Consider the following 24,238-nt stretch of genomic DNA (forward strand, 5'->3'; position numbering starts at 1 on the left):
CACCCGGGAGGGTGTGGGAGAGTAGGACACCGCCGGACAACACTTAACAGGAGCCCCGACCACGACGGTCGGGGCTCCACACCTTTAACACACCAAGAACACGCACCACAAACCCCACAACAAGCAACCCAGCACGGATGCCCGGCACGGGAGTCCGCGCACTGCCATACTGCGGATGGCCCCCACAACAAGAAGCCCGGCACGGGAGTCCGCGCACTGCCATACTGCGGATGGCCCCCACAACAAGAAGCCCGGCACGGGAGCCCGTGCGCGGCTAAACCGCGGATGGCCCCCACAACAAGAAGCCCAGCGAGGGAGCCCGGCACGGAGTCCGCGAGCGGCCAAACCGCGGATGGCCCCCACAACGGGACCCTGGAATCGTGGAGCCGCCTGGGTAACCTACCCGGAGAAGAACTCTGACAGCTCCGCGATCAGCTTGTCCGGAGCCTTGTTGGGCCCGTCGTGGCCGAAGCCCGGCAGGATGGTGTAACTCGAGCCGGAGAGAACGTCGTGGATCTGTCCGCAGGCCACGCCGAAGTATGCGGGGCTCTTTTCGCCCACCACAATCAGAGTCTCAAGAGGCAGCGCCAGGAACGGCTCGGCCGGCATGTCAGCGGCGATCACGGCCTTGATCTCCCGGACGCCGCACGTCATGAGCTCACGCATCTGCTTGCCCAGGGGCGTGCCGGCCGTGAGCTTCGTGGCAAGGGTAAGCATGGAGAGCGGCATGCGCGCGAAAGCGCCGCCTGTCTCGACCCCCTTGATCAGGACAGCGAGTCCGCGATCGTAGTCTCCCGCCGCCGTCGCGCGTTCGTATTCGTCCGTCCAGTCCGCCTTGACGCTCTGGTTGACGGAAACGGCGGGGTCGTACACGGCAAGGCGCTCGACGGGCAGCGTGCGTGCCGCGTGCAGTGCGACCGCGCCGCCAAAGCTGTGTCCGAACACATCGGTGCTGGAGGTGTGCTTCATGACAGCATCGAGGTCGCGGATATCGGCCTCCAGTGAGTAGTCCTCGGCCTGCGGTGAGGAGTCACCGCGTCCGCGACGGTTGAAGGTGTGAACGGGGCGGCCCAGCGCTTCACTGAGTTTCTGCGCGAAACGGGTGTAGTCGGATGCTGTCACCATGGAGGCAGGCACGACGACGACGCCGGAACCTGCGTCCTTCCGGTCACCTCCCGTAGTGAGTACCTCGAGGTGTCCGCCGTCAGCTGTGGTGATGATCTCGCGCGTCATGACTTGAGCCTAGCCGAGCCACCTGAACGACGGCCGGATACGTCGGGGATCAGCGCTTGAAGTAGTCCGAAATGTCATGGACCAGCTCTTTGACAGCTGCCGGAACGGAGCCATGGAATCCCCGCGGAGAGACTTCGAGGGTGCTGCCGGCAACCGCACGGTTCAGCCGTGCAGCAGTGACCTTGTAGAACTGGGGGCTTCTCTTCCCCACCATGAAGTGCGTGGTGGATGGCAGCACGGAAAAGTCCCTGGGCGTGGCATCGGCCTCGAAGGCGGCTTTCAGCTCGCCCACGCCGGAAGGCAGCAGTTCACGGAAGAGCTTGTTGACCTTGGTCCGCGAAACAACCGCCATGAGCCCTGCCAGGATCGGCTCGGGAACGCGTGCCAGCGCTGTTCCGGGCTGCATGCCACGCTTCATCCTTGCCATCGCCCGGCTCACGTCACCTGCGTCCACAGCGTCGGCAAATCCCGCCAGCCAGTCGGTGCTCATGCTGCCGTCGATGTTGACGGCAGCATCATAGACAGCCAGCTTGGCAGGCTCGTGGTGGGTTCCGGCGAAGGCCATTGCAGCGTTGAGGGCTACGGATCCACCCAGGCTGTGGCCAAGGATGTTCCGTCCGTCCGTGGCATCCATGATGGTGCGCACGTCCGCTATCTCGGTAGCCATGGAGTAGTTGTGCGGCTGGTCGGTGGACTTGCCGCGTCCCCGCCGATCGTAGACATCCACGGCCCAGCCGTCTCCGAGGCCCTTCGCCAGCGCAATCGAGAACGGACGGTAGATCAAGGCGGTCAGGAAGGCTCCGCCGATGACCATGACCCGGCGTTCCCCGGGAGCGTCTTCGTCGCCGTACGTATACAAGGCGAGTTTGCCGCCGTCGTGCGTCTTGATGTCGCGTTCCCTCACCGGATCATCCTAGGTGCCGACGGCCGCGTTAACGTGGTCACCGGACAGGAAACGGGCGATTCGCGTCGCGAGGCGCTTTCCGGGACGCAGGGGACCCTCGTGGAATTGCAACGGCACAATGGCGAAGTCGATGGCCGGTACAGCGCCCGCGAGGATGCGGCCGGTTTCGGCAAAGTAGGACGGACTCCAGCCGCCGCTGAGCATAAGGGTGGGCGTTTGCAGGGCAATGAAATCGTGCAGCGTGGCATCGGCGGCAAGGACTGCCCGCATCTCGGTGACAGCCGTGGGCAACAGGGAACGCATCTCCAAACCCAGCCGGGTCTGGGCGGAGATGATGCTCAGCACGCGCAAGGCGCCCATGGGCAGGTAGGAGATGGGTCCCGCTGTTCCCAGCCCTTGGACCAGGTGGGCCCAAGCGTGATCGAGTTGGCCTGCCGTGACCGCTTCTTCCAGCTCCGGACGCCAGCGGCCGTGGAGGCTCCCGGACAGGGAAACCGCGGCGTCGTAGGTCACCAGCCGCTTGATCCTGGTGCTTCGCGCGGCGTTGAGGGCGACGAAGCCGCCATAGCTGTGGGCCACGACGTCGGCCGAGCCGGTTTTTCGCAGCACTGCGGCGAGGTCCGCTACTTCCGTTTCAACCGAATAGCCCGGGGGCTGGGGGGCCGACTGTCCGCGGCCACGGCGGTTGTAGCAGTGGACGGGCCGCCCCAGCATGTGGCTGAGGTTCCGGGCGAAGGGCCAGTACAGCGAATCGGTCACCAGAGTGCCATGCACCATGACGACGCCGGCTGGTTCGGCAGGTGCCTTCGGGCCTGGAAGGGAGGCTGCTGAGAGCGGACGGAAGGTATGCACCTCCAGCTGCCCGCCGGCGTCGTCCGTTTCAACAGTCCACGTCTCCACAGCCCGAGTCTATGACCGGAAGTAGCGGTCCGTAATCGGCGGTAAACTTAAGGATTGTGACTTCCGCAAACACCTCCGCCCCGAACACCTCCGCCGAGCCTGTCGACGCCAGCGAGCAGATGCGCATCCGCATGGACAAGCGTGCCAAGCTGATCGAGCGCGGTGCGGAGGCCTATCCGGTGGGCGTTGAGCGGACGCATTCGCTGGGCGAAATCCGCGAGAAGTACGCACACCTTGAAGCTGACCAGACCACTGGCGACGTGGTGGGCGTTACGGGTCGCGTCGTGTTTGTGCGCAACACGGGCAAGCTCTGCTTCGCCACCCTGCAGGAAGGCGGCGTGGACGGCAAGGGCGTCCGGCTGCAGGCAATGCTGAGCCTGGCCAACGTCGGCGACGAAGCGCTTGCCGAATGGAAGGCACTGGTGGACCTCGGCGACCACGTGTTCATCAAGGGCGAGGTTATTTCCTCCCGCCGCGGTGAGCTGTCCGTCATGGCCGATTCGTGGTCCATGGCCTCCAAGGCCCTGCGCCCGCTCCCCGTTCTCCACGCTGAGCTCAACGAGGAAACCCGCGTCCGCCAGCGGTACGTGGACCTCATGGTCCGCGATGAAGCCCGCGAAATGGTGTACAAGCGCGCTGCCATCACCCGTTCGGTCCGCGATACCTTGGACCGCCACGGCTACGTGGAGGTGGAAACACCCATCCTGCAACTGGTGCACGGCGGCGCGACGGCCCGTCCGTTCGAGACCCACATGAACGCCTTTGACCAGAAGATGACCCTGCGCATTGCCACCGAACTCTTCCTCAAGCGGGCAGTGGTGGGCGGAATCGACCGCGTTTACGATATGGGCCGGGTGTTCCGCAATGAGGGCGTCGACTCCACCCACAGCCCCGAATTCACCACGCTTGAATGCTACGAGGCGTGGGCGGACCAGTTCGTTATGGCCGAGCGCATGAAGGAAATCATCCTGAATGTGGCTGACGTTGTGGGCACGCGCACCATCCAAACGGATGCGGGCGAGATTAACCTCGACGGCGAATGGGCGTGGATTGCGGTATATCCGGGACTTTCCGAAGCCGTGGGCGTTGAAATTACTCCGGACACCACGGTGGACGAATTGCTGGCCATTGCCGCCAAGCACGAGGTCAAAGTGGATCCCAAGTGGGACGCCGAGAAGCTGGTTGTGGAATTGTTCGGCGAGATTGTGGAACCCACGTTGCTTAACCCCACGTTCGTCTACGACTACCCGCCGTCCGCACAGCCGCTGGCCCGCCCGCACCGCGAGGACGGCCGGCTGATTGAGGCCTGGGACCTGATCATTGGCGGTATGGAGCGTGGGACGGCGTTCTCCGAGCTGATTGACCCCGTGATCCAGAGGGAACGGCTGACGGAACAGTCCCGCCGTTCCGCAGCCGGCGATGACGAGGCCATGCAGTTGGACGAGGACTTCCTCCGTGCCTTGGAATACGGCGCGCCGCCCATGGGTGGTATTGGATTGGGCATTGACCGTCTTGTCATGCTCTTTACCGGTGCCGGTATCCGCGAAACCATTCTCTTCCCACTACTCAAGCCAGAAGGTCACTGATCATGGAGTACATCGCCGTCCTGGCGCCGTCAGTAGTTGTTGGTTTGATCTTCTGGTTTGCCATGAAGGCCATATTCAATGCGGACAAATCCGAGCGCCAGGCGGAAGCCCGTGCGCAGGCTGAGGCGAATCTGCGCAATTCAGGTCCCGAAGCGGACGGGCCCGCCGCTAAATAGCCCGGAAATTGGCGGTCCAAAGCAGTAATCCACATATGCCTTTGACGTGTGTGCGTGCCGTGAACGATAATCAGGAATAGCAACATGGGGATTTCTGAATATCAACCCTCCAAAAGAGAGGCTACTCATGGCACAAAAAGTAAAAATCATCCTGGTTGACGACTTGGATGAAGGGGCAGCCGATGAAACTGTCCGTTTTGGCCTTGACGGTGTGAGCTACGAGATGGACTTGTCCACCGCAAACGCAGCTTCCCTGCGTCAGGCACTTGAGCCTTACGTCGCCAAAGCCCGGAAGACTTCCTCTTCCGGCCGTGCCACCCGGGGCCGCGCTACGGCTGCGCGGAGCCAGGATTCGGCTCAGATCCGCCAGTGGGCACGGGATAACGGTTACACGGTCAACAGCCGTGGACGTATTCAAGCTGAAATTCAGGAAGCGTACCAGAAGGCGAATTCCTGATTCACCGCCTCTAAGCCCCGGCCTCAGTGCCGGGGCTTTGGTGTTTAAACCTAATAGGCATACGGCGTGCCACCTTTTTACCGGGCAGCAATATTCCGGAGTCCTCCGGTGGCGCTTCAACCCGGGATCATTTGGGTACGTGGAATGCGGGGGGCAGAACACCAAGCACCCGGATTGGTCCGATGGCCCGTGTGCAGGGCGGCGCCTGCTGCTCCGGGGCAGGGCGGGTTGGGGAACCGGGCAGGCACGATGATATTTATTCCGCAAGTACGTCATGTTTCCCCTGTGGCGAACACGCTCCAAAAGTCCCGCCCCGGCACGTAGCATCAAAGTACGTCGTAGCTAGGAGTGTGGCGAAATGTTTGAGAGATTTACGGACCGTGCCCGTCGCGTGGTCGTCCTTGCCCAAGAAGAGGCACGGATGCTCAATCACAACTACATCGGTACAGAACACATCCTCTTGGGTCTGATCCATGAGGGTGAAGGCGTTGCCGCCAAGGCTCTTGAGTCTCTGAGCATCTCGCTCGACGGCGTCCGCGAACAGGTTCAGGAGATCATCGGCCAGGGCCAGCAGGCTCCTTCCGGTCACATCCCCTTTACCCCGCGCGCCAAGAAGGTACTTGAGCTTTCCCTTCGCGAGGCTCTTCAGCTCGGCCATAACTACATCGGCACCGAGCACATCCTCCTCGGCCTCATTCGTGAGGGCGAGGGCGTTGCTGCCCAGGTCCTGGTGAAGCTTGGCGCCGACCTCAACCGGGTCCGCCAGCAGGTCATCCAGTTGCTGTCCGGCTACCAGGGCAAGGAAACCGCAGGATCGGGTTCCGGCCAGGGCCAGCAGGAAGGAACCCCCGCCGGTTCCGTGGTGCTGGACCAGTTCGGCCGCAACCTCACCCAGGCTGCCCGCGAAAACAAGCTCGATCCTGTGATCGGGCGCGAGCAGGAGATGGAACGCGTCATGCAGGTCCTCTCCCGCCGTACCAAGAACAACCCCGTGCTCATCGGTGAGCCCGGCGTCGGTAAGACAGCCGTCGTCGAAGGCCTCGCCCAGGCGATCGTTCGCGGCGATGTCCCGGAGACCATCAAGGACAAGCAGCTGTACACGCTTGACCTTGGCTCGCTGGTTGCCGGCTCCCGCTACCGTGGTGACTTCGAAGAGCGCCTGAAGAAGGTCCTCAAGGAAATCCGCACCCGTGGGGACATCATCCTCTTCATTGATGAGATCCACACCCTGGTAGGTGCAGGTGCTGCCGAAGGTGCCATCGACGCCGCGTCGATCCTGAAGCCGATGCTGGCCCGTGGCGAGCTCCAGACCATTGGTGCCACCACGCTGGACGAGTACCGCAAGCACATCGAGAAGGACGCCGCCCTTGAGCGCCGCTTCCAGCCGATCCAGGTCAAGGAACCCTCGGTTGCCCACGCGATCGAGATCCTGAAGGGCCTGCGGGACCGTTACGAGGCACACCACCGCGTGACGATTACCGACGGCGCCCTCGCCTCAGCCGCGCAGCTGGCAGAACGCTACATCTCGGACCGCTTCCTGCCGGACAAGGCGATCGACCTCATCGATGAAGCCGGTGCCCGCCTGCGCATCCGCCGCATGACCGCTCCGCCGGAGCTCAAGGCCATGGACGAGCGCATCGCTGACGTGAAGCTGGAGAAGGAATCGGCGATTGACGCCCAGGACTTTGAAGGTGCCGCTTCGCTGCGCGACAAGGAGCAGAAGCTCATTGCCGAGCGCGCAGAGAAGGAACGCAACTGGAAGTCCGGGGGCATGGATGACATCTCCGAGGTTGACGAGGACCTGATTGCAGAAGTCCTCGCGAACTCCACGGGCATCCCGGTCTTCAAGCTCACCGAAGAAGAGTCCTCCCGCCTGCTCAAGATGGAAGAGGAACTCCACAAGCGCGTGGTCGGCCAGGACGAGGCCATCAAGGCCCTTTCGCAGGCCATCCGCCGTACGCGTGCCGGCCTGAAGGACCCCAAGCGTCCGGGTGGCTCGTTCATCTTCGCCGGCCCCACCGGCGTCGGAAAGACCGAGCTCGCCAAGGCCCTGGCCGAGTTCCTGTTCGGTGAAGAGGACGCCCTCATCACGCTGGATATGTCCGAGTACTCCGAGAAGCACACGGTTTCGCGTCTCTTCGGTGCCCCTCCGGGCTACGTCGGCTACGAAGAAGGCGGGCAGCTGACCGAGAAGGTTCGCCGCCGTCCGTTCTCCGTGGTCCTGTTCGACGAAGTCGAGAAGGCGCACGCCGATCTCTTCAACTCGCTGCTGCAGATCCTGGAAGACGGCCGTCTGACCGACTCCCAGGGCCGCGTGGTGGACTTCAAGAACACCGTGATCATCATGACTACCAACCTGGGTACCCGCGACATCTCCAAGAGTGTCGCTACCGGCTTCCAGTCCGGCACGGACACCCAGACCGGCTACAACCGGATGCGTGCCCGGGTGACGGAAGAGCTCAAGCAGCACTTCCGCCCCGAGTTCCTCAACCGTGTTGACGACGTCGTGGTGTTCCCGCAGCTGACGCAGGACGAGATCATCGAGATCGTGGATCTCTTTGTGACCCGCCTGGAGCGCCGCCTGAAGGACAAGGACATGGGCATCGAGCTCACCAAGGCCGCCAAGGTCCTGCTCGCCACCCGTGGTTACGACCCCGCCATGGGTGCCCGGCCGCTGCGCCGCACCATCCAGCGCGAGATCGAGGACCAGCTGTCCGAGAAGATCCTGTTCGGCGACATCCACACCGGCGACATCGTTGTGGTTGACGTCGAGGGTGAAGGTGACGAAGCCAAGTTCACGTTCGAAGGCAACGCCAAGCCGCGGATCCCGGAGATTGCTCCCACCGCGTAAGGCAGAGGCCTCATCAGCAGAGTGCCCCGCACATTCTCCTAGGAGTGTGCGGGGCATTCGTGTTTCCGGAAGCGAGGATTGAATGCGGATTTTGATGGTGGCTCCTGGTACGCGCGGAGACGTGGCGCCCATGGCTGGGCTGGGATCGGCACTGCAGGAACACGGTTTTGAGGTGGCCATAGCTGCGAACCCTGCCTATGGCCCGCTTGTTGTGTCGGCCGGCTGTGAATACAGGGCGCTCCCTGGGGACCTCACCCGCATCATCCAACGAACCGAATCGGCGGAGAGGCCCTCATTCAGGGATGTCCGGCACTCGTGGCAGGCGCTTGGCGGCTACATGGAACAGGCGGCGAGGGGAACACTGGCCGCAGCCGAGGCAGGGGCGGACGTTATCTTGGCGAATTCGGTGGCACCCTTTGCCTACGACATCGCCGAAGCACTGGAACTTCCTGCCATCGGCGCCCACCTGCAACCCGTGGAGCCGAGCGGAGCATATCCGCCTGTGCTGCTCGGTTCCGGCCGTGACCTCGGCGCCGTGGGCAACAAAGTGATCGGCAGGAGGGTTCTCGCCGGACCAGCTCCTTACGACGCTCCGGGTGCCAGGCTTCGCCGCGGGCTGGGCTTGCCCACGCTGTCCCGCCAAGCTGCCGACCGCCGTCGTCGGCGTAATAAGGCGACCACCCTCCATGGCATCAGTCCCACGGTGCTGCCCCGTCCGAAGGACTGGCACGCGGGGCTTGTCATGGCGGGATACTGGTGGCCGCCGGGGGAACGCAACTGGCAGCCCGACCGGGCGTTGGCGGATTTCCTGGCGGCTGGTCCGGCCCCGGTCTTCATTGGTTTTGGCAGCGGCGCGGCAGTCGATGTGGAGCTCGCCGTGGCGGCGGCGCGGATTGCCGGTGTTCGTGCCGTCATCCAGGGCGGACGCATTCACAGTGACGATGCAATCGGCATCGGTGAGGTCCCGCACGAGTGGCTCTTTCCCCGGATGGCTGCCGTGGTACATCACGCCGGTTCAGGAACGACGGCGGCCGGCCTCCGTGCTGGGGTGCCTGCGGTATGCGTTCCCGTCTTCACGGACCAGCCTTTGTGGGCATCCCGCGTGGAGGCGCTGGGAGCCGGGCCGGAACCGGTTCCTTACAAGCAACTCACCGCGGCGCGGTTGGGGCAGGCCATTAAGGCGGCGGTCAGCACGCCGTCCTATGCTGCCCGGGCGAAAGCTGTGGCAGCAGCGATCGCCGGTGAGGACGGCGTGGCCCCCGTGCTCCAAACCCTCCGCAACATCCCAACCAGGTCGCATTAGTGCGCGTTTAGAGGCCTCAAAACGCGCACTAATGCGACCTAGTTGGGGGGATGTGAAAGTAGTGTTTCACTCTTAGTGAACCACCCTGTGATCGACGGCACATTCCGTGTTGAATCGGACCATGGATTCGACTGGCTCGCATACCCCGCAACCCGAAACTCCCTTCCACGATCTTGACCACTACCTGGCCATCCCACGGGTCAGTGGACTCACCCTCAGCCCAGACGGCACACGACTGGTCACCACTGTCTCCACCTTGAACAGCAAGGGCACAGAGTTCATGACGGCCCTGTGGGAGCTGGACCCCACGGGCCGGGAACAGGCCCGCCGGATCACCCGGAGTGCCAAGGGCGAGTCCGGTGCCGTGTTCGCCGCCGATGGCAACCTCTACTTCACCTCGGCGCGGCCGGACCCGGAAAAGCCCGACGAGGATCCCGTCAGCGCGTTGTGGGTGCTTCCTGCCAATGGCGGAGAGGCCCGCATTGCGCACTCCCGCGCAGGTGGCGTTGGTTCCGTCCTGGCTGCCACGGATGCCCGGGCAACCTTCCTGGTGGCCGACGTCCTGGCCGGGTCCACCGGCGAGGAGAACGATGAAGAGCGACGCAAAGCCCGCAAGGACAACAAGGTCTCTGCCATCCTGCACAGTGGCTACCCGGTCAGGTTTTGGGATGCGGATCTTGGTCCCTCGGAGCCCCGCATCTTCGCGGTCGAAGCCGGGCCGGCCGACGAGCCTGGCAGGCCGGCCACTGTTGACGCGGAACCGCCGGTCTCGCTGCGAAACCTGACTCCCGGCGTCGGAGGTTCGCTGCGGGAAGCCAAAACCGTGGTGAGCCCCGACGGCAAGACCATCTATACGAGCCTCAGCAAGGCGCTAGCGAAGGCCGACAGCCGGGAGGTGCTCGCCGCCGTCGACGTTGCTACCGGCGCTGTCAAAGTTCTGCTGGACCACGAAGGCATGAGCTACTTCCCCGGCCCCGTGAGCCCGGACAACCGCACGCTGGTGGTGCAGAGCGAAAGCGACACCACACCCACCCAGGCGCCGCTGGTCAAGCTGCACCTGCTGGATGTTTCGGGCGGGGAAGCCGCCGGGCTTGTGCCGCTGGCCCACGAGTGGGACCGCTGGGCGACGCCGGTTGCCTGGCTTCCGGACGGCAGCGGCCTTTTGGTCACAGCGGACGACGACGGCGCGTCGCCGGTTTTCCGGGTGGACGTCGCTGACGGTGGGGTCACGAGGGTGACGAAGGACGCAGCGGTGTACACCGACGTCGTGGTTGCGGGGGACGGGCGCACAGCGTACGCCCTGCGGAGTTCGTATGAGTTCCCTTCGGAGGCAGTGCGCATCGATTTGTCGACGGGAGACGTGGTGCGGCTCCCGGCGCCGGCCGAGCGTCCCGTGTACAGCGGGCGCTTGGAGCGGGTGGAAACGAAGACTGCCGATGGGGTGCGCGTACCGGCGTACCTGGCGCTTCCTTCCGGAGCGTCCGCCGAGGCACCTGCCCCGCTCCTGCTCTGGATCCATGGCGGACCCCTCGGCTCGTGGAACGCCTGGACGTGGCGTTGGAACCCGTGGCTGTTGGTTGCCAAGGGCTATGCCGTCCTGCTGCCGGACCCTGCACTCTCAACGGGCTACGGCCAGGAGTTCATCCAGCGCGGATGGGGTGAGTGGGGCAAGAAGCCGTTCTCGGATCTGATGGCCGTGACCGACGCCGTGGTTGCGCGCGCCGATATCGACGAAACCCGGACCGCCGCGATGGGCGGCTCCTTCGGCGGATACATGGCCAACTGGGTGGCCGGCCAGACCGACCGGTTCAAGGCGATCGTCACGCACGCCAGCCTGTGGGCGCTGGACCAGTTCGGCCCGACGACGGACGCCGCGCAGTATTGGCTGAAGGAAATGACGGCGGAGATGGCCATGGAAAACTCGCCGCACCTCAACGTGGGCAACATCAAGACACCCATGCTGGTGATCCACGGAGACAAGGACTACCGAGTGCCCATCGGCGAGGGATTGCGGCTCTGGTACGAGCTGTTGTCTTCCTCGGGGCTTCCAGCGGATGAGAGCGGACAGAGCCCGCACCGATTCCTCTACTTCCCGGACGAGAACCATTGGGTACTCCAGCCGCAGCACGCGAAGATCTGGTACGGGGTGGTGGAGCACTTCCTGGCGAAGCAGGTTCTGGGGAAGGATGTGGAACTGCCGGAGGAGCTGGGGGTTTAGCCTGCAGACATTCGGCGGATGCCAGCGGCGTAGGCGTCCAGGACATCAAGGATGCCGCGGTGCTGCCACACGCGTTTGCGGTCTCGGCCTGTGGATTCACTCAGCACGCCGCGCTCGGTCAGAGCATCGAGCGCGCGCAGTGCTGCCATCTCGCCAAGCCCAAGCTGGGCCATGAGGTATCTCGTGTTCACCGCAGGCTGTCCGATCAAGGTGGGAAGAAGGCGCCACGCCGCGGCATCCGCGCGAAGCCCTGCCAACTTCCCCCGGGACTCCTCAAGCTGTTCGACGAGGTCGTCCACGAGCCGTGACCCGGTGGTCGAGGCGATCCTGCTCGCCATGGCGAACTCCCGGACAATCGGTCCGGCGTCGCCCTCACGGAAGGAGCCCAAGGCTGCGAAGTAGCGATCCGTGTGGACGAGGAGCCCTGCGGAGATCGGCACCGCGGTGGAGCCGACGAGTCCCTTGTTGCGAAGGATGGACTGAGCCAGGGCGCGCCCGGTCCGGCCATTCCCGTCGGGGAACGGGTGGATGGTCTCGAACTGCGCATGGCTGACCGCTACCTGGACGAGGACGGAGACGTCGTGCCGGCCTACGAAGGTAACCAGATCGCCTATCGCGTCGCGAATGCGGTGGTGGTGCGGTGCGACGAACTCAGCCATCCGTGGTCCCGCTTGACCAGGCCCTATCCACACCTGCTCATTCCGAAATTGCCCGGCACCGGCAGGGTCCAACCCGCGCTGGTGAAGCATCAATGCTCTGTGCATGGCCAAGATGGAGTCTTCATTGATTTCGTCTGCGAGCCGAAGCGCTGCCTCCATGGCGCGGACATTGCCGACGACGGTCAGTGCGTTTGCTTTGTCGCCCTCATGGATCTCGGCGAGGGCGAGCTGCTTTGCTGACGTGGTCAGCTGTTCGATCTGCGAACTGGAAGCCGACTCTGTCCGCAGCAGGATTGCCGTCATCGGTCCGAGCGCTGGATTGTTGGTTCCCAATCTGCGCTGGGCGTGTTTGTCGAATGCGACCAGTTGGCGGGTGGCATCCTCGACGTCGGCGGAGTCTTCGCCTGAGACCTCGGGTGTCCACTCTGCGATGGGGGCTGTAATGCTGGCCTGGTAGGGCCCGGTTTGCCTGTTCACCTCGGCTCGTGAGTACATCTCAGGTGCGCGGGGCTGCCAGTCGAGGGTCTCGAATGAGATTGGTTCGATGGGAATGCGGGCATCGGGAGGTGTTGGCACGAACTCCAGTTTACTGACACTTAGCACCATAAGTGTAACCTACTACTGCTGCTTACCAACATTTAGCCGCATAAGTGTTGGTAAGGCTCGGATTGTCCCGCAGTTGAGGTCGTTACCGGGAGCGCTCCAGGGCGTCGAGGATCAGCTCGAGTCCGTGGCTGAACTCGTTGCCGTAGTCGTATCCGGGCTGCATGACGAGTTCCGTGGCGACCTCCACCATGTGCGGGTACTCGCCGGTGGCAAATCGTTCCATGATGGGCGAGGCGACGTCTGCCATGGGCTCTCCTCCCGCGATGGGGAGCGCGGCTTCCTGGAGGGCGAATCCATAGATGTAGCTGTCCAGCAGGGAGTAGGCGCGGGCCGTCTGCTGCACGGTAAACCCGGCGGCCCTTAGCGTAGCCAGGGTTGCCTCGTGGTGTTTCAGCGTCGCCGGGCCGGGTGCCTTCCGTGATTCCAGGAGCCCGATCGCCCAAGGGTGGTGCCGGAGCACCTCGCGGGCCGAATGGGCGCGCGTGCGCATCTGCTCCTTCCACTCGCCACCGGCCTCCGGAGTGTGGATTTCGTCGAAGACCAGGTCCACGAGTCCGTCCAGGATCTCGTCTTTGTTGGCTACGTAGTAGTACAGGGACATGGGCTTGGTGCCCATGCTCTGGGCGAGCGAGCGGATGGACAACGCGGCGATGCCTTCGTTGTCCGCCAGTTCGAGGGCCTTCTGGAGCACCTTGCCGCGGCTGAGTTCAGGCCGCTTGGCGGTGTTTACGGCTGCGGCCATGAGGTTCCTCCAGGTTGGCTCTTTCGGTTTCGTACAGTGTACTGTAACGTCAGTTTCGTACAGCGTACGAATCGTGTTTGGAGGAAGGCCCGGCCATGAAAGCCCAGCAGCGCGCACATCCCGAGGCCCAGCCGTTCGGCGGCATGCGGGCTGTGGTCCGGGAAACGTATGGCGGTCCTGACGTCCTGGGGGAGAGGCGCCTCCCGAGGCCGGAAGCCGGGGCCAAGGAAGTGCTGGTCAGGGTCCGCGCGGCCGGAGTGGACCGCGGCGCCTGGCACGTGATGACTGGCCTGCCGTACTTGGGGCGGATTGCCTTCGGTATCGGCAAACCGCGGGATCCGGGCCTGGGCATGGATCTCGCCGGCATTGTGGAGGCGGTTGGGCCTGGCGTCACCACGTTCAGCGTGGGTGATGCGGTGTTCGGGTCCGGGCGCGGGGCGTTCGCCGAATATGCCGTGGCCCCGGAGGCGAAGTTGGCTTCCAAGCCCGCGGGTATCACCTTCGAGCAGGCTGCGATTGTGCCGGTCTCAGCAGTCACGGCACTCCAGGGCTTGCGTGCCGGGCGGGTGAAGGCCGGCCAGAAAGTCCTCATTACCGGCGCATCCGGCGGCGTCGGAAGCTACGCGGTCCAGTTGGCCAAGGCCTTTGGCGCCGAGGTTGTGGGGACATGCAGCTCCGGCAAAATGGATTTTGTGCGCAGCCTGGGCGCGGACCGGGTAATTGATTACGCCAGTGAGGACTTCGTGGATTCGGGTCCCTTCCACCTCATCCTCGATATCGCAGGCAATCCCAGGATCCGCCGCATGCGCCGGGCCCTGACCGCCACGGGAACGGCCGTGATTACGGGCGGTGAAGGTGGCGGATCCTTCGCTGGCGGGCTGGAACGGCAGGTGGGTGCCATCATGCTCTCGCCCTTCATCAAGCAGCGGCTGACGATGTTCTTCGGGGTGGTCCGTGCTGGAGAGTTGCGCGAACTCGCGGAGCTGATCGAAGCCGGCAAGATCACCCCGCCCCTGGACCGCACGTTCAAGCTCAACCAAGCGGCTGACGCGCTGCGCTATCTGGAAGACGGCCACGCCCGCGGGAAGATCGCGCTCACCGCCTGATAGGGATGGCCCGTCTGATAGGGGTGGCCGGCAGTCACGAAGACGGAACCGCACCCGCGGCTGGCTAGGATGGGGGAGTGGATTCTGCCTTCAGCCTTCGCCCTGCCCGCACCAGCGACGTTGCGGCGATCAAGAGGCTGGTGGCGCGCCTGGCCGACGAGCGGATCCTGATTTCCAAGGAAACCGTCGCCTACTACGAGAGCCTGCAGGAATTCCAGATCGCCGAATCCTCCGAGGGGGAGGTCATTGGCTGCGGCGCCCTCCACGTCATGTGGGAGGACCTTGCCGAAATCCGCACGCTTGCTGCCGCCGACTCCTGGCGCGGTAAAGGGGTGGGCCACAAGCTGGTGGAGAGCCTCATTGACAAAGCCCGCGAGGTGGGTGTCAGCAGGGTTTTCTGCCTGACCTTCGAAGTGGACTTCTTTGTCCGCCACGGCTTCGAAGTGATGGCGGACCAAAGCGCCGTGGATCCCGAGGTCTACTCGGAACTCCTGCGCTCGCATGACGAAGGTGTTGCCGAATTCCTGGATTTGGCCCGCGTCAAGCCCAACACCTTGGGCAACACCCGCATGATCAAGCACCTCTAGCCACATCTGCAACAGTCCAGTCAAAAGTCCAGGAATTATGCGTGATTTAAACACCCTTCTTTTATCTAAAGTTGATGGATAAACTGGTTGAGGCTTGCTGGGGAGCTTCCGCCACATCGGTCATATCGAGAGAAGATCATGCAGTCCCACGCGTCCTTTTCAGGCATTTCAAGCATTTCAGAACTACAGCTCAGCGTGCGCGGTCCAGTGTTCACACCCGCTGACCCAGGCTTCGCAGACGAAGTCGCCGCATTCAACCTTTCCACCCAACACCAGCCGGATGTCGCCTTCGGCGCCCTCGATGCAGAGGACGTCTCGGCGGCAGTGAAATGGGCTGCTGAGCGCGGCATGCCAGTGGCCGTCCAGTCCACCGGCCACGGCGCCACCAACGCCGTTGAAGGCGGCCTGCTCATCAGTACCCGCCGCATGCTGGAACTCAGCATCGACCCCGTCGAAAAGACCGCCCGGGTAGGGGCCGGCGTTCGCTGGAAGGCGGTGGTGGAGCTCGCATCGACCTTCGGCCTCATGGGTCTCTGCGGTTCCACCACCGACGTAGGCGTCGTGGGCTACACCCTTGGCGGCGGACTGCCGATCATGGGCCGCAAGTACGGTTTCGCTTCGGACCACGTGATCGCCTTCGAGTTGGTCACTGCCGATGGCACGCAAAGGCGGGTCACTAAAGACGAAGACCCCGAACTCTTTTTCCTCCTCCGTGGAGGTAAAGGCAATCTCGGCATTGTCACAGCCATGGAATTCCACCTTTTCCCAAACCAGGATATTTTTGCCGGCGGGCTTTACTTCGCCGGCGTCCACGCAGCCACCGTGCTCCAGCAGTTCAGCGAATGGGTGCCGTCGCTCCCCACTGAAGCATCGGCGTCGTTGGCTTTCCTGCGTTTGCCGGACATGGACATCATTCCCGAACCGCTGCGCGGTAAGTTCGTGGTCCACCTGCGCTACGCCTACCAAGGTGACGCCGACGTGGCCACGCGCCTGCTGGAGCCCATGCGCCGGAGTGCGCCGTTCATGATGGACGCCACCGGGCCGCTGGAGTCGACGCAGTTCGACACCATCCACCAGGATCCGGATCAGCCCGTTCCGGTCCGCGAGCGTGGGTTCCTGTTGGACCGCCTCGACGATCCCGCGAAGGAAGCCATTCTGCGGCACTTCGGTCACGGCGTCGAAAGTCCTGTCCTGCTCGCCGAACTCCGCCTGCTGGGCGGGGCGCTGGCAACGTGCGCCGACGGTGAGGACAGCGTGGGCGGCCGCGATGCGGCCTTCAGCTTCTTCATGGCGGGGATGGCAGTCCCGCCTCTCGCTGAGCTGCTGCCCGTGGTGTACGACGCCGTTCGCGAGGACCTGCGCGACGCCTCCAATGGCGGGACGTTCGTGAACCTGCATGGCCACTTCGTGGACGCCGAGGACAGGGAGCGGCCCTGGACTCCGACCGTCCGCGAACGGCTGCGGAAGGCCAAGGCGGAGCTGGATCCGAAGAACATGTTCAGCTTCGGCCACGTGGTTGGCTTGCCGGTGATCGACCAGACCGTGCTGCTCGAAGACGTTGTCACTGCCGGCGGCGACGCCGTGCTGAACAACTAGGAACCCGCCATGTTTCCGGACTTCTCGGCGTTCCAGATTGATATCCCGCATGGCTCCTGGCCGCACGATACTGAGTGGTCCGGGGCCGGACACCCGCACCACGAGATTTCCGGCGACTTCTGGCCGGACGTCCAGGTGAGCCATGAGGCGCCGGCGAAAGCGGCGGGCGACGGCGGATAGCCGAAGGCTGCCAACGGGGGATACTCCGGGCCTACCGTGGTCCCTGCCGCCGGTAGTAGGGTCAGAGCACCACACCACTGCAGGCTCAGGAGCATCCCATGAAAAAGCTCATCAATGATCCACGTGCGGTGGTGGACGAATCCGTCGAGGGTTTCGGCATGGCACATGCCGACCTCGTGGACGTCCACCCCGACCCGAAATTCGTCGTCCGCAAAGGTGCGCCGGTGGCGGGCAAGGTTGCCTTGGTTTCCGGCGGTGGCAGCGGCCACGAACCACTCCACGCAGGATTCGTGGGGCTTGGCATGCTGGATGCTGCTGTTCCCGGCGCCGTCTTCACCTCGCCCACACCGGACCAGATCATTCCCGCCACCACGGCAGTGGACTCGGGTGCCGGCGTCGTACATATCGTGAAGAACTACACCGGTGACGTCCTGAACTTCGAAACTGCCGCAGAGATGGCCCAAGCCGAAGGCGTGGCTGTCCGTTCGGTACTCGTGAACGACGATGTCGCCGTGGAGGACTCGCTGTACACGGCCGGCCGGCGCGGGGTGGGCGGCACCGTCCTTGTGGAGAAGATCGCGGGCGCCGCTGCTGAGCGGGGTGACGATCTTGACGCCGTGGCCGGCATCGCCGAGCGCGTGGTGGCCAACGTGCGGACCATGGGCGTCGCGCTCTCCGGCTGCACCGTGCCGCACGCCGGAACTCCGAGCTTTGAACTGGCCGACGACGAGATCGAGATTGGCATCGGCATCCACGGTGAACCCGGGCGGCACCGGATCCCCATGGAAGGTGCCGATGGGATTACCGACCGCCTCCTGGAACCGGTCCTTGAGGACCTGTCCATCGGCTCCGGGGACAAAGTGTTGCTGTTCGTCAACGGCATGGGCGGCACTCCGCTGAGTGAGTTGTACATCGTCTACCGCCGGGCCGCGAACGTGCTGGCAGAACGCGGTGCCACGGTGGAGCGTTCCCTGGTGGGAAACTACGTGACGTCCTTGGAGATGCAGGGCTGTTCCGTGTCGGTGCTGCGACTGGACGATGAGATGACCACGCTGTGGGACGCTCCCGTCCACACTGCGGCCCTTCGTTGGGGAGTGTGAGCATGGGATTGGGCGTTGACTGGGCCGTGGGCTGGCTGAAACTCTCGGCAGAGGCCATGGCGGAACACCGCACTGAACTCATCGAACTGGACCGCGCAATCGGCGATTCCGATCACGGCGAGAACATGGACCGTGGCTTCCAGGCCGTACTCCAGAAGCTCGACGAATCGCCACCGGAAACACCCGGCGCGGCACTGAAGGCCGCCGCCATGGCGCTCATGTCCAAGGTTGGCGGAGCGGCGGGGCCCCTTTATGGAACGGCGTACCTCCGGGCGGCAACTTCCCTGGGTGATGCCACGGACCTTGATGCCGCAGCCGTGCTGTCCGCCCTGGTTGCGGCGCGCGACGGCGTTGTGGCCCGCGGTAAAGCCGAACCCGGGGACAAGACCATGATTGATGCGTGGACCCCTGCGGTGGAGGCGGCGCAAAAGGTGGCCGACGACGGCGGCGACGCGCTCGCAGCCCTGGAGGCCGCCGCGGAAGCCGCTGAGTCCGGAGCCGTCGCCACCGAACCCCTTGTTGCCCGCAAGGGCCGTGCCAGTTACCTGGGCGAACGGAGTGCCGGCCACCGCGATCCCGGCGCGCAGTCCACGGCACTGCTCCTTCGGGCTGCTGCGGTTGCGGCCGCTGCTTCCGGGGGCACCGCCGCATGACGGTTGGGATCGTGGTGGTCTCGCACAGCAGCAAGATCGCTGAAGGGGCCGTGGAACTCGCCGCCCAGATGGCGCCCGACGTCGGACTCGTCGCCGCAGGGGGAACCGACGACGGGCGGATCGGCACCAGCCTCGAAAAGGTGCTGGCCGCCGTCGAGCAGTCCCTTGCGGACGCCGGCGGCGACGGGGTGGTGGTGCTGACGGACCTGGGCTCGGCCGTGATGACGGCGGAATCCGCCGTGGAGTTCGCCAGTGATCCCGACGCTGTCCAGTTGGCCGATGCGCCCTTGGTGGAGGGGTTGGTGGCCGCGGCCGTCGCCGCCCAAGGAGGGGCCGCCGTCGTGGACGTACGCCAAGCTGCCGAAGCCGCGGGAGGTGTGGCGCCGGATGCCGGTCCCGCGGTACGGGGTGAGCCGGACGCCACGGCCGAATTCGAGCTCATCAACCCCATGGGTATCCACGCCCGGCCGGCAGCCAAGATTGCCGGTGGCCTCTCTGGCCTGGACGCTGAGGTGACGATCAACGGCGTCGACGGGGCGTCCATGATGGAACTGATGGCGCTCGCCGCTGGCCAGGGAACGAACCTGCACGTGGAGGCCCACGGTGCCGATGCGCAGAAGGCCGTGGATTACGTGGGCAGGCTGGTGGAGGAGGGCTTCGGGGAGCTCTGAGTTCAATCGTTTTCACCCAAAATATTGATAAGTATCCTGATTAGTGATGTTGTAGAGGTACAGGTTCACAACGAAAGAGGTGCAACATGGGTGCAGACGACAAAGCACAGAATGCCGGCGAAAAGATTGCAGGCAAGGCTAAGGAAGCGGCTGGAAAGCTGACTGACAACGAGCGCCTCGAAGCCGAAGGCAAGGGCGAGCAGTCCAAGGCCGACCTCAAGAACGCCGGCGAGAAGGTGAAGGACGCCTTCAAGAAGGACTAGGAATCGGGCAGGGCCGCTGGTTGCAGCGGCCCTGCCTTGTTGTTGGTAGTGATGGTCATCGATGTGAAACGGGGCAACCGTGAACTTACTGGTGAAACTGTTCGGCCTGGCCGTGAGCGTCGGAGCCGGCGCGTTGGCAAACAAGACCCTTGAGGGGCTCTGGGAAAAGAAGACAGGAAAGCCCGCTCCGAAAGACGGCACCGACTTGGATGATTCGTTGCCCGGCGTGCTGGTGTTCGCCGTAGTCTCTGCCGCGGTTGGTGCCGTGGTGCACGTCCTGACCCAGCGCGGAACGAAGAGCGCCCTGGCCCGCATGAAGAAAACTGCAGACGAGGTGTAGCGAATGGCCATTGCGAAGTACCCCAGCGTCGTTATCGACTGTCCGGATGCCCGCGCCCTGGCGGCCTTCTACGGAGAACTTCTCGGCTGGGAGGTCACCCGCGACGACGGCGACTGGGCGGATGTACGCCCCGCCGATGGCAGCAACTGCATCTCCTTCCAGCAAGTGGACGTCTACCAAGCGCCCGTGTGGCCCGGGCAGACAGTTCCGCAGCAAATGCACTTCGACGTGATCGTCGAGGACCTGGATGAGGCCGAGAAGGCCGTCCTGGCCATCGGCGCCACGAAGCACGACCACCAGCCGGGTGAGACCTTCCGGGTGTTCCTGGACCCTGCAGGGCATCCGTTCTGTTTGTGCGTTTCCTAGCTGGTTACGCGGAGGGCCCGGTACTGCATTCGGCAGTACCGGGCCCTTTTTTGGTCTTGTTGTTTAGCCTTGATTCGCGGCCCATTCCTCGACGCGGCGGTTGCTTTCCTCTTCGGACAAGTCCTCGACGCGCGTCATGATGGACCAGCGCACGCCGAAGGGATCGCGGATGCTGGCGTAGCGGTCGCCTGAAACGAACGTGCTGAGCGGTTCGCGCACGGTGGCGCCGGCTTGCTCCGCGCGCTGGACCAAGCCGTCAGCGTCCGCGCAATAGAGTCCCATGGAATAGCAGTCGTCCTCGCCTTCCGGCGCGGGGACAAGGTGGTAATCGGGGCTCGGCTCCCCGAGCTGCAGGTGGCCGTTGCCGAAGTCGAGTTCGGCATGGACCACCACGCCACCCATCTCCGTGGTGCCCACGACGCGCGCGCCGAACACGTCTTTGTAGAAGTCGATGGCCGCCTTCGCGTTCCTGACTGCGAGGAACGGGGTGAGGCTGGTGAGGCCCTTGGGAACTCCATGGACGGTGTGCTCCCCGTGGGCGGCCGTGGTTGATTCGGTGCTTGTAGTATCGGTCATGTCTTTGACGCTACGCCTTTGCGCGTTGGCATCGCTTGGAGATTTGCGACAACTCTTGTTCGAGGGTGGGTATGGATCATTCATTCAAAGGAGTCCTGTATCCCGCCCGCTTGCCCACGTTCCACCGGCTCCCCGCACCTTCCGCGGTGGAGCACCTGGTCCAGTGGTTCTGGATTCCGGAGTGGGACATCGAGCCCGGCCGTACTTCACGGCAGCACGTGATCGCCTACCCTGCCTGCAACCTTGTGGTGGGACTTGAGCGCGTGGATTTCGCCGGCCCGACCACTCGTGCCGGCTATCAAGACCTCTCCGGGCGTGGATGGGCGGTAGGTGCGCTGCTGCGGCCCGCTGCCGTCCCGCATTTCACGGCCGACCCGCGTGGAGTCCGCGACGCGGAAGTGGACTTTGCCGCCGTCGAACTTCACCGTACTGTCACGGCGGCGATGTCGCCTTCGCCTTCGGATGCCGACGACGGCGGCGCTCGCCGGGAGCGCGCGGTGGACGCGTTTGTTCACTGGTTGGCCTTGTTTGCCGGGTCCGGGGTGTCCGAGGAGGCGCTGCTCGCCAACCGGATGATGGATCTCTTGGCTTCCGATCCGTCTGTTCTCCGTTTGGAGGACGCAGCTGCGGAGCTGGCCGTTTCGCCACGGACGTTGCAGCGGGTGGCGCGGAAGTACATCGGACTGAGCCCGGCGGCGCTGATCCGGCGACGTCGTTTGCAGGACGCAGCCGAGCGGGCACGGTTGGACGCTTCAGCGGATCTGGCCGCGATCGCTGCTGAGCTTGGCTACGCCGACCATGCCCATCTCACGAATGACTTCCGGAAGTACCTGGGATTCACGCCGAGTGGGTACCGGCGGGCTGTTGGCGGGGGTTAGGTGTTGGTAGCCGGGCGCCCGTTCGCGACAGTCGCAGATTGAAGCCGTTGCTGAGGAACTGCTGCGCCGACTCGTGGGCGAGGAGTGTCAGGTTGAACTCTAAGACTCCCACCAAGTGCTGCCCAGAAAGTCGCTTCGGCACCCTAACCTGACGGCTTTTGGGGGTGGGGACTGACGTCAGGTTGGGGTGTGGTTCAGCTCGACACAAAAGCTCCGGTAGTTTTGTCAGTTCGTCCTGGCTTGCGCCGTTCTACTCAACGATCCCTCCGGCGAAATGCTCGTTTCCAGGGGTAGCTCGTATCGGCCGCATTGTCTTACACGACCCTCGGTTAGTCATCGAGGGTAAGTAATGCTGCTCCGATTGAGCGCCTATTGGGGGCCTCCTGCCGCTTTTGACGAGTGCTGTTGGCGTATCAGACCGAACGGGACTGCCGGATGCGAACGGACTATGTAGTCACCCGGGCCGGTTCTGGTGATCAGGATCCCTGTATTGTGACGCGTGGCGGCAGTTTTGATCGTCTCGACTGCCTGGTCCAAGGCAGCGTCGAGCTGGGATGGATCATTGATCCTAACCTCGACCATTTCCGGTGACGAGTACGTTGGGGTCTCTGCTGGCATCTGATGTTCCTTTTATCCGGCATGGCGTAGGATCCGGAGGTCGTGTAGGCCGCCGCGGAATGGGCAGCGATTATGTATGGGACTTCGGCCAAAGGAAGCTGGATCCCAAGAGGTGGCGTTCAGTCACAATCGGCAAGTCCTAGAGTCCAGAATGAGTTGTTCGATTCAGCCCCCCCTTTTTACATGGTTTCAATGCTTGAAATGTGGGCTTCGTGAGTTTCGAATGTCACGATTCCGTGTCAAGAACGTGTGAGACTACTTCGTTTATGAAGGCAGTTTGGATGGTTGGGGAACCACCACGTAGATAGGCGTATCGGTTGATTCGTCTCTGAAAACTTCGTATGTACTCGTAACTTCGGGGCCATCGAAACCCTACCGGGGTAGTCCTCTGACCAGGTCTTTCGTCTGGGTACGGCGATAGCTCTGACAAGCGGCGCCAAGGAGGCTGTCCTAAGCCTGTCGAAGACGATGTGGGGTGCGCTGCCAAGTACATCGGCAAGCTCAGCAGCAGTTGCCTCCGATCTCACGTCCTCCAGTCGGTACGCGACGATTGCTCGTATTGCCGGCTTGCAGCAGAAGACTTCGACTGAGGCTATGTATCGACACTTTTGGAAGTTTCTCGCAGCCAAGGATGTCGCTGACGCACCCGCCACGTCCTGTGGCACAGCATGGCGACTCGGGGTTTGATTCGTTCAGGACATCATCAGTGCCTTTGGCGCCGCCGACGTTTCTATGGCCCGGTCGACTCGGGCGGTCCAGCGTTGGTGGAGGTACTCGACCTTGATCGGGTGTTTGAAGGCCGCGCTGACGTTCTCTGTGGTGATGACCTCGGAGGCCTGGCCGGCTGCGACCGTCTGTCCCTCTGCTATGAGTATTGCGTGCGTGGTTGTGGTCGGCAGTTCTTCCAAGTGGTGGGTGACGAGGACAGACGCCATCTGCGGGTGGGTTAGGGCGAGGGAATCGATGATTTCTAGGAGCTGTTCACGGGCAGCGATGTCCAGTCCAGTGCAAGGTTCGTCAAGCAGTAGCAGTTGCGGTTCAGATATGAGGGCCCTGGCTATGAGCGCCCGCCCGCGTTCGCCCTGGGATAGGGTAGGCCAAGGGGATGACGCCTTGCCTGCTAGCCCAAGGTGTTCGATCAAGTTGTCAGCCCTGGCGTATTCAGCTGCCGCTGGTTCCCACCGGACAGGCAGTTCGTTGCCGCCGGTCAGACCGGTGAGCACAATTTGGCGAATATTCAACGGACTCAGAATCATGTGTCTGGGGTTGACGTGTCCGATCGACTTCCGCAATGCCTGCAGCTCAGTCCTTCCCAGGCGTTTGCCCAAGACCGACACTGTTCCTGTTGTGGGGTGGTGGATTGCTCCACAGAGTCCCATTAAGGTGCTCTTTCCAGCCCCGTTCCCTCCCAGCAATGCCCAATGTTCTCCCGAACGCACGGACAAGGAGATGTTGCTGATGATGTGCCTGTTGTTTCGACGGAATGAAACATGTTCGAGGTCCAATACGCATTCGCTGGGCGCTTGGCTGGTCATGAAACTCCTAAGGAATAAATGAGAAGGGCATCCTCGGCCTATCAGGAGCCTGGCAGTTGCCAAGGGAAGGCCGTGACCGCGCGGCTCCGTCGCGCGAAGCAAGTTTTGGGCGCGCGGATTCCTTTCAGATTTGC

Annotated in this window: 24 protein-coding genes; 17 read left to right on the plus strand and 7 right to left on the minus strand. The window is 63.5% G+C overall.

Going from position 1 to position 24,238, the window contains the following annotated elements:
* Positions 1-399 precede the first annotated feature (399 nt).
* Genes ACIPY3_RS14425 through ACIPY3_RS14435 form a run of 3 tightly spaced genes read right to left on the minus strand, consistent with a single transcriptional unit; the run spans position 400 to position 3,037 of the window.
* Complete coding sequence (locus tag ACIPY3_RS14425; RefSeq protein ID WP_400335078.1) at positions 400-1,233, minus strand: alpha/beta fold hydrolase; 834 nt, start codon at positions 1,231-1,233, stop codon at positions 400-402.
* 49 nt (positions 1,234-1,282) lie between these two features.
* The gene (locus tag ACIPY3_RS14430) at positions 1,283-2,137 is read right to left on the minus strand and encodes an alpha/beta fold hydrolase (RefSeq protein WP_400335080.1); all 855 of its coding nucleotides are present in this window, start codon (positions 2,135-2,137) and stop codon (positions 1,283-1,285) included.
* Between the two features lie 9 nt (positions 2,138-2,146).
* Positions 2,147-3,037, minus strand: coding sequence for an alpha/beta fold hydrolase (locus ACIPY3_RS14435; protein ID WP_400335082.1), 891 nt, complete (start codon positions 3,035-3,037; stop codon positions 2,147-2,149).
* A gap of 56 nt (positions 3,038-3,093) precedes the next feature.
* On the opposite strand from ACIPY3_RS14435, the gene lysS reads away from it, so the two are divergent.
* The 6 genes from lysS (at position 3,094) to ACIPY3_RS14465 (ending at position 11,628) form a co-directional block, all read left to right on the plus strand.
* On the plus strand, positions 3,094-4,623 hold the full coding sequence (gene lysS, locus ACIPY3_RS14440) for a lysine--tRNA ligase (RefSeq protein ID WP_400335084.1): 1,530 nt from the start codon (positions 3,094-3,096) through the stop codon (positions 4,621-4,623).
* A gap of 2 nt (positions 4,624-4,625) precedes the next feature.
* Complete coding sequence (locus ACIPY3_RS14445; RefSeq protein ID WP_397325475.1) at positions 4,626-4,799, plus strand: hypothetical protein; 174 nt, start codon at positions 4,626-4,628, stop codon at positions 4,797-4,799.
* Positions 4,800-4,926: 127 nt separating this feature from the next.
* On the plus strand, positions 4,927-5,256 hold the full coding sequence (locus ACIPY3_RS14450; protein WP_387439078.1) for an Lsr2 family protein: 330 nt from the start codon (positions 4,927-4,929) through the stop codon (positions 5,254-5,256).
* Positions 5,257-5,614: 358 nt separating this feature from the next.
* The gene (locus ACIPY3_RS14455) at positions 5,615-8,107 is read left to right on the plus strand and encodes an ATP-dependent Clp protease ATP-binding subunit (protein ID WP_397325474.1); all 2,493 of its coding nucleotides are present in this window, start codon (positions 5,615-5,617) and stop codon (positions 8,105-8,107) included.
* A gap of 82 nt (positions 8,108-8,189) precedes the next feature.
* On the plus strand, positions 8,190-9,410 hold the full coding sequence (locus ACIPY3_RS14460) for a glycosyltransferase (protein WP_400335086.1): 1,221 nt from the start codon (positions 8,190-8,192) through the stop codon (positions 9,408-9,410).
* 121 nt (positions 9,411-9,531) lie between these two features.
* On the plus strand, positions 9,532-11,628 hold the full coding sequence (locus ACIPY3_RS14465) for an alpha/beta fold hydrolase (RefSeq protein ID WP_400335088.1): 2,097 nt from the start codon (positions 9,532-9,534) through the stop codon (positions 11,626-11,628).
* On the opposite strand, the gene ACIPY3_RS14470 is transcribed toward ACIPY3_RS14465, so the two are convergent.
* Both ACIPY3_RS14470 and ACIPY3_RS14475 read right to left on the minus strand, forming a co-directional pair.
* Complete coding sequence (locus ACIPY3_RS14470; protein ID WP_400335090.1) at positions 11,625-12,863, minus strand: Fic family protein; 1,239 nt, start codon at positions 12,861-12,863, stop codon at positions 11,625-11,627. The two genes, ACIPY3_RS14465 and ACIPY3_RS14470, sit on opposite strands and share 4 nt — an antisense overlap.
* Before the next feature lie 112 nt (positions 12,864-12,975).
* Positions 12,976-13,635 (minus strand): TetR/AcrR family transcriptional regulator, encoded by a 660-nt coding sequence (locus ACIPY3_RS14475; protein ID WP_400335091.1) that lies wholly within the window; start codon positions 13,633-13,635, stop codon positions 12,976-12,978.
* A 95-nt stretch (positions 13,636-13,730) separates the two neighbouring features.
* Between ACIPY3_RS14475 and ACIPY3_RS14480 the strand changes: the two genes are divergently transcribed.
* From ACIPY3_RS14480 to ACIPY3_RS14525, 10 genes are all read left to right on the plus strand, one after another.
* Entirely contained in the window at positions 13,731-14,741 is a 1,011-nt protein-coding gene (locus tag ACIPY3_RS14480; protein ID WP_400335093.1) for an NAD(P)-dependent alcohol dehydrogenase, read from the plus strand.
* A gap of 77 nt (positions 14,742-14,818) precedes the next feature.
* Complete coding sequence (locus ACIPY3_RS14485; RefSeq protein WP_400335094.1) at positions 14,819-15,328, plus strand: amino-acid N-acetyltransferase; 510 nt, start codon at positions 14,819-14,821, stop codon at positions 15,326-15,328.
* 207 nt (positions 15,329-15,535) lie between these two features.
* A complete protein-coding gene (locus tag ACIPY3_RS14490) occupies positions 15,536-16,924 on the plus strand; it encodes an FAD-binding oxidoreductase (protein WP_400335096.1) in 1,389 nt (462 codons plus the stop codon).
* Positions 16,925-16,933: 9 nt separating this feature from the next.
* Positions 16,934-17,104 carry a hypothetical protein gene (locus ACIPY3_RS14495; RefSeq protein WP_400335097.1) on the plus strand — a complete coding sequence of 57 codons (171 nt, stop codon included), beginning with the start codon at positions 16,934-16,936 and terminating at the stop codon, positions 17,102-17,104.
* A 98-nt stretch (positions 17,105-17,202) separates the two neighbouring features.
* Positions 17,203-18,204, plus strand: coding sequence for a dihydroxyacetone kinase subunit DhaK (gene dhaK / locus ACIPY3_RS14500; RefSeq protein ID WP_400335098.1), 1,002 nt, complete (start codon positions 17,203-17,205; stop codon positions 18,202-18,204).
* Between the two features lie 2 nt (positions 18,205-18,206).
* A complete protein-coding gene (gene dhaL / locus ACIPY3_RS14505; protein WP_400335100.1) occupies positions 18,207-18,857 on the plus strand; it encodes a dihydroxyacetone kinase subunit DhaL in 651 nt (216 codons plus the stop codon).
* The gene (dhaM, locus tag ACIPY3_RS14510; protein ID WP_400335102.1) at positions 18,854-19,528 is read left to right on the plus strand and encodes a dihydroxyacetone kinase phosphoryl donor subunit DhaM; all 675 of its coding nucleotides are present in this window, start codon (positions 18,854-18,856) and stop codon (positions 19,526-19,528) included. Before dhaL ends, dhaM begins: the two co-directional genes overlap by 4 nt.
* Positions 19,529-19,614: 86 nt before the next feature.
* Positions 19,615-19,791, plus strand: coding sequence for a CsbD family protein (locus tag ACIPY3_RS14515; RefSeq protein WP_400335103.1), 177 nt, complete (start codon positions 19,615-19,617; stop codon positions 19,789-19,791).
* Positions 19,792-19,870: 79 nt separating this feature from the next.
* Positions 19,871-20,131 (plus strand): DUF4235 domain-containing protein, encoded by a 261-nt coding sequence (locus ACIPY3_RS14520; RefSeq protein WP_400335105.1) that lies wholly within the window; start codon positions 19,871-19,873, stop codon positions 20,129-20,131.
* A 3-nt stretch (positions 20,132-20,134) separates the two neighbouring features.
* Positions 20,135-20,497, plus strand: a complete 363-nt coding sequence (locus ACIPY3_RS14525; RefSeq protein WP_400335107.1) for a VOC family protein — start codon at positions 20,135-20,137, stop codon at positions 20,495-20,497.
* 63 nt (positions 20,498-20,560) lie between these two features.
* Here ACIPY3_RS14525 and ACIPY3_RS14530 read toward each other — a convergent pair whose 3' ends face one another.
* Positions 20,561-21,073, minus strand: coding sequence for a VOC family protein (locus ACIPY3_RS14530; RefSeq protein WP_400335109.1), 513 nt, complete (start codon positions 21,071-21,073; stop codon positions 20,561-20,563).
* Between the two features lie 71 nt (positions 21,074-21,144).
* Between ACIPY3_RS14530 and ACIPY3_RS14535 the strand changes: the two genes are divergently transcribed.
* Positions 21,145-21,951 carry a helix-turn-helix domain-containing protein gene (locus tag ACIPY3_RS14535; RefSeq protein WP_400335111.1) on the plus strand — a complete coding sequence of 269 codons (807 nt, stop codon included), beginning with the start codon at positions 21,145-21,147 and terminating at the stop codon, positions 21,949-21,951.
* Between the two features lie 1,310 nt (positions 21,952-23,261).
* Here the strand turns inward: ACIPY3_RS14535 and ACIPY3_RS14540 are convergent.
* Complete coding sequence (locus tag ACIPY3_RS14540; RefSeq protein ID WP_400335113.1) at positions 23,262-24,104, minus strand: ABC transporter ATP-binding protein; 843 nt, start codon at positions 24,102-24,104, stop codon at positions 23,262-23,264.
* Positions 24,105-24,238: the final 134 nt, after the last annotated feature.

This window comes from Paenarthrobacter sp. NPDC089714, assembly GCF_044748905.1.
Classification (GTDB): Bacteria; Actinomycetota; Actinomycetes; order Actinomycetales; family Micrococcaceae; genus Arthrobacter.

Excerpts from the sequence above, each read along its gene's own strand:
- ACIPY3_RS14425 (WP_400335078.1), bottom strand. The coding sequence starts at position 1,233 with ATGACGCGCGAGATCATCACCACAGCTGACGGCGGACACCTCGAGGTA.
- ACIPY3_RS14445 (WP_397325475.1), top strand. The coding sequence starts at position 4,626 with ATGGAGTACATCGCCGTCCTGGCGCCGTCAGTAGTTGTTGGTTTGATC.
- ACIPY3_RS14450 (WP_387439078.1), top strand. The coding sequence starts at position 4,927 with ATGGCACAAAAAGTAAAAATCATCCTGGTTGACGACTTGGATGAAGGG.
- ACIPY3_RS14455 (WP_397325474.1), top strand. The coding sequence starts at position 5,615 with ATGTTTGAGAGATTTACGGACCGTGCCCGTCGCGTGGTCGTCCTTGCC.
- ACIPY3_RS14460 (WP_400335086.1), top strand. The coding sequence starts at position 8,190 with ATGCGGATTTTGATGGTGGCTCCTGGTACGCGCGGAGACGTGGCGCCC.
- ACIPY3_RS14465 (WP_400335088.1), top strand. The coding sequence starts at position 9,532 with ATGGATTCGACTGGCTCGCATACCCCGCAACCCGAAACTCCCTTCCAC.
- ACIPY3_RS14475 (WP_400335091.1), bottom strand. The coding sequence starts at position 13,635 with ATGGCCGCAGCCGTAAACACCGCCAAGCGGCCTGAACTCAGCCGCGGC.
- ACIPY3_RS14480 (WP_400335093.1), top strand. The coding sequence starts at position 13,731 with ATGAAAGCCCAGCAGCGCGCACATCCCGAGGCCCAGCCGTTCGGCGGC.
- ACIPY3_RS14495 (WP_400335097.1), top strand. The coding sequence starts at position 16,934 with ATGTTTCCGGACTTCTCGGCGTTCCAGATTGATATCCCGCATGGCTCC.
- dhaK (WP_400335098.1), top strand. The coding sequence starts at position 17,203 with ATGAAAAAGCTCATCAATGATCCACGTGCGGTGGTGGACGAATCCGTC.
- dhaL (WP_400335100.1), top strand. The coding sequence starts at position 18,207 with ATGGGATTGGGCGTTGACTGGGCCGTGGGCTGGCTGAAACTCTCGGCA.
- dhaM (WP_400335102.1), top strand. The coding sequence starts at position 18,854 with ATGACGGTTGGGATCGTGGTGGTCTCGCACAGCAGCAAGATCGCTGAA.
- ACIPY3_RS14515 (WP_400335103.1), top strand. The coding sequence starts at position 19,615 with ATGGGTGCAGACGACAAAGCACAGAATGCCGGCGAAAAGATTGCAGGC.
- ACIPY3_RS14525 (WP_400335107.1), top strand. The coding sequence starts at position 20,135 with ATGGCCATTGCGAAGTACCCCAGCGTCGTTATCGACTGTCCGGATGCC.
- ACIPY3_RS14530 (WP_400335109.1), bottom strand. The coding sequence starts at position 21,073 with ATGACCGATACTACAAGCACCGAATCAACCACGGCCGCCCACGGGGAG.
- ACIPY3_RS14535 (WP_400335111.1), top strand. The coding sequence starts at position 21,145 with ATGGATCATTCATTCAAAGGAGTCCTGTATCCCGCCCGCTTGCCCACG.
- ACIPY3_RS14540 (WP_400335113.1), bottom strand. The coding sequence starts at position 24,104 with ATGACCAGCCAAGCGCCCAGCGAATGCGTATTGGACCTCGAACATGTT.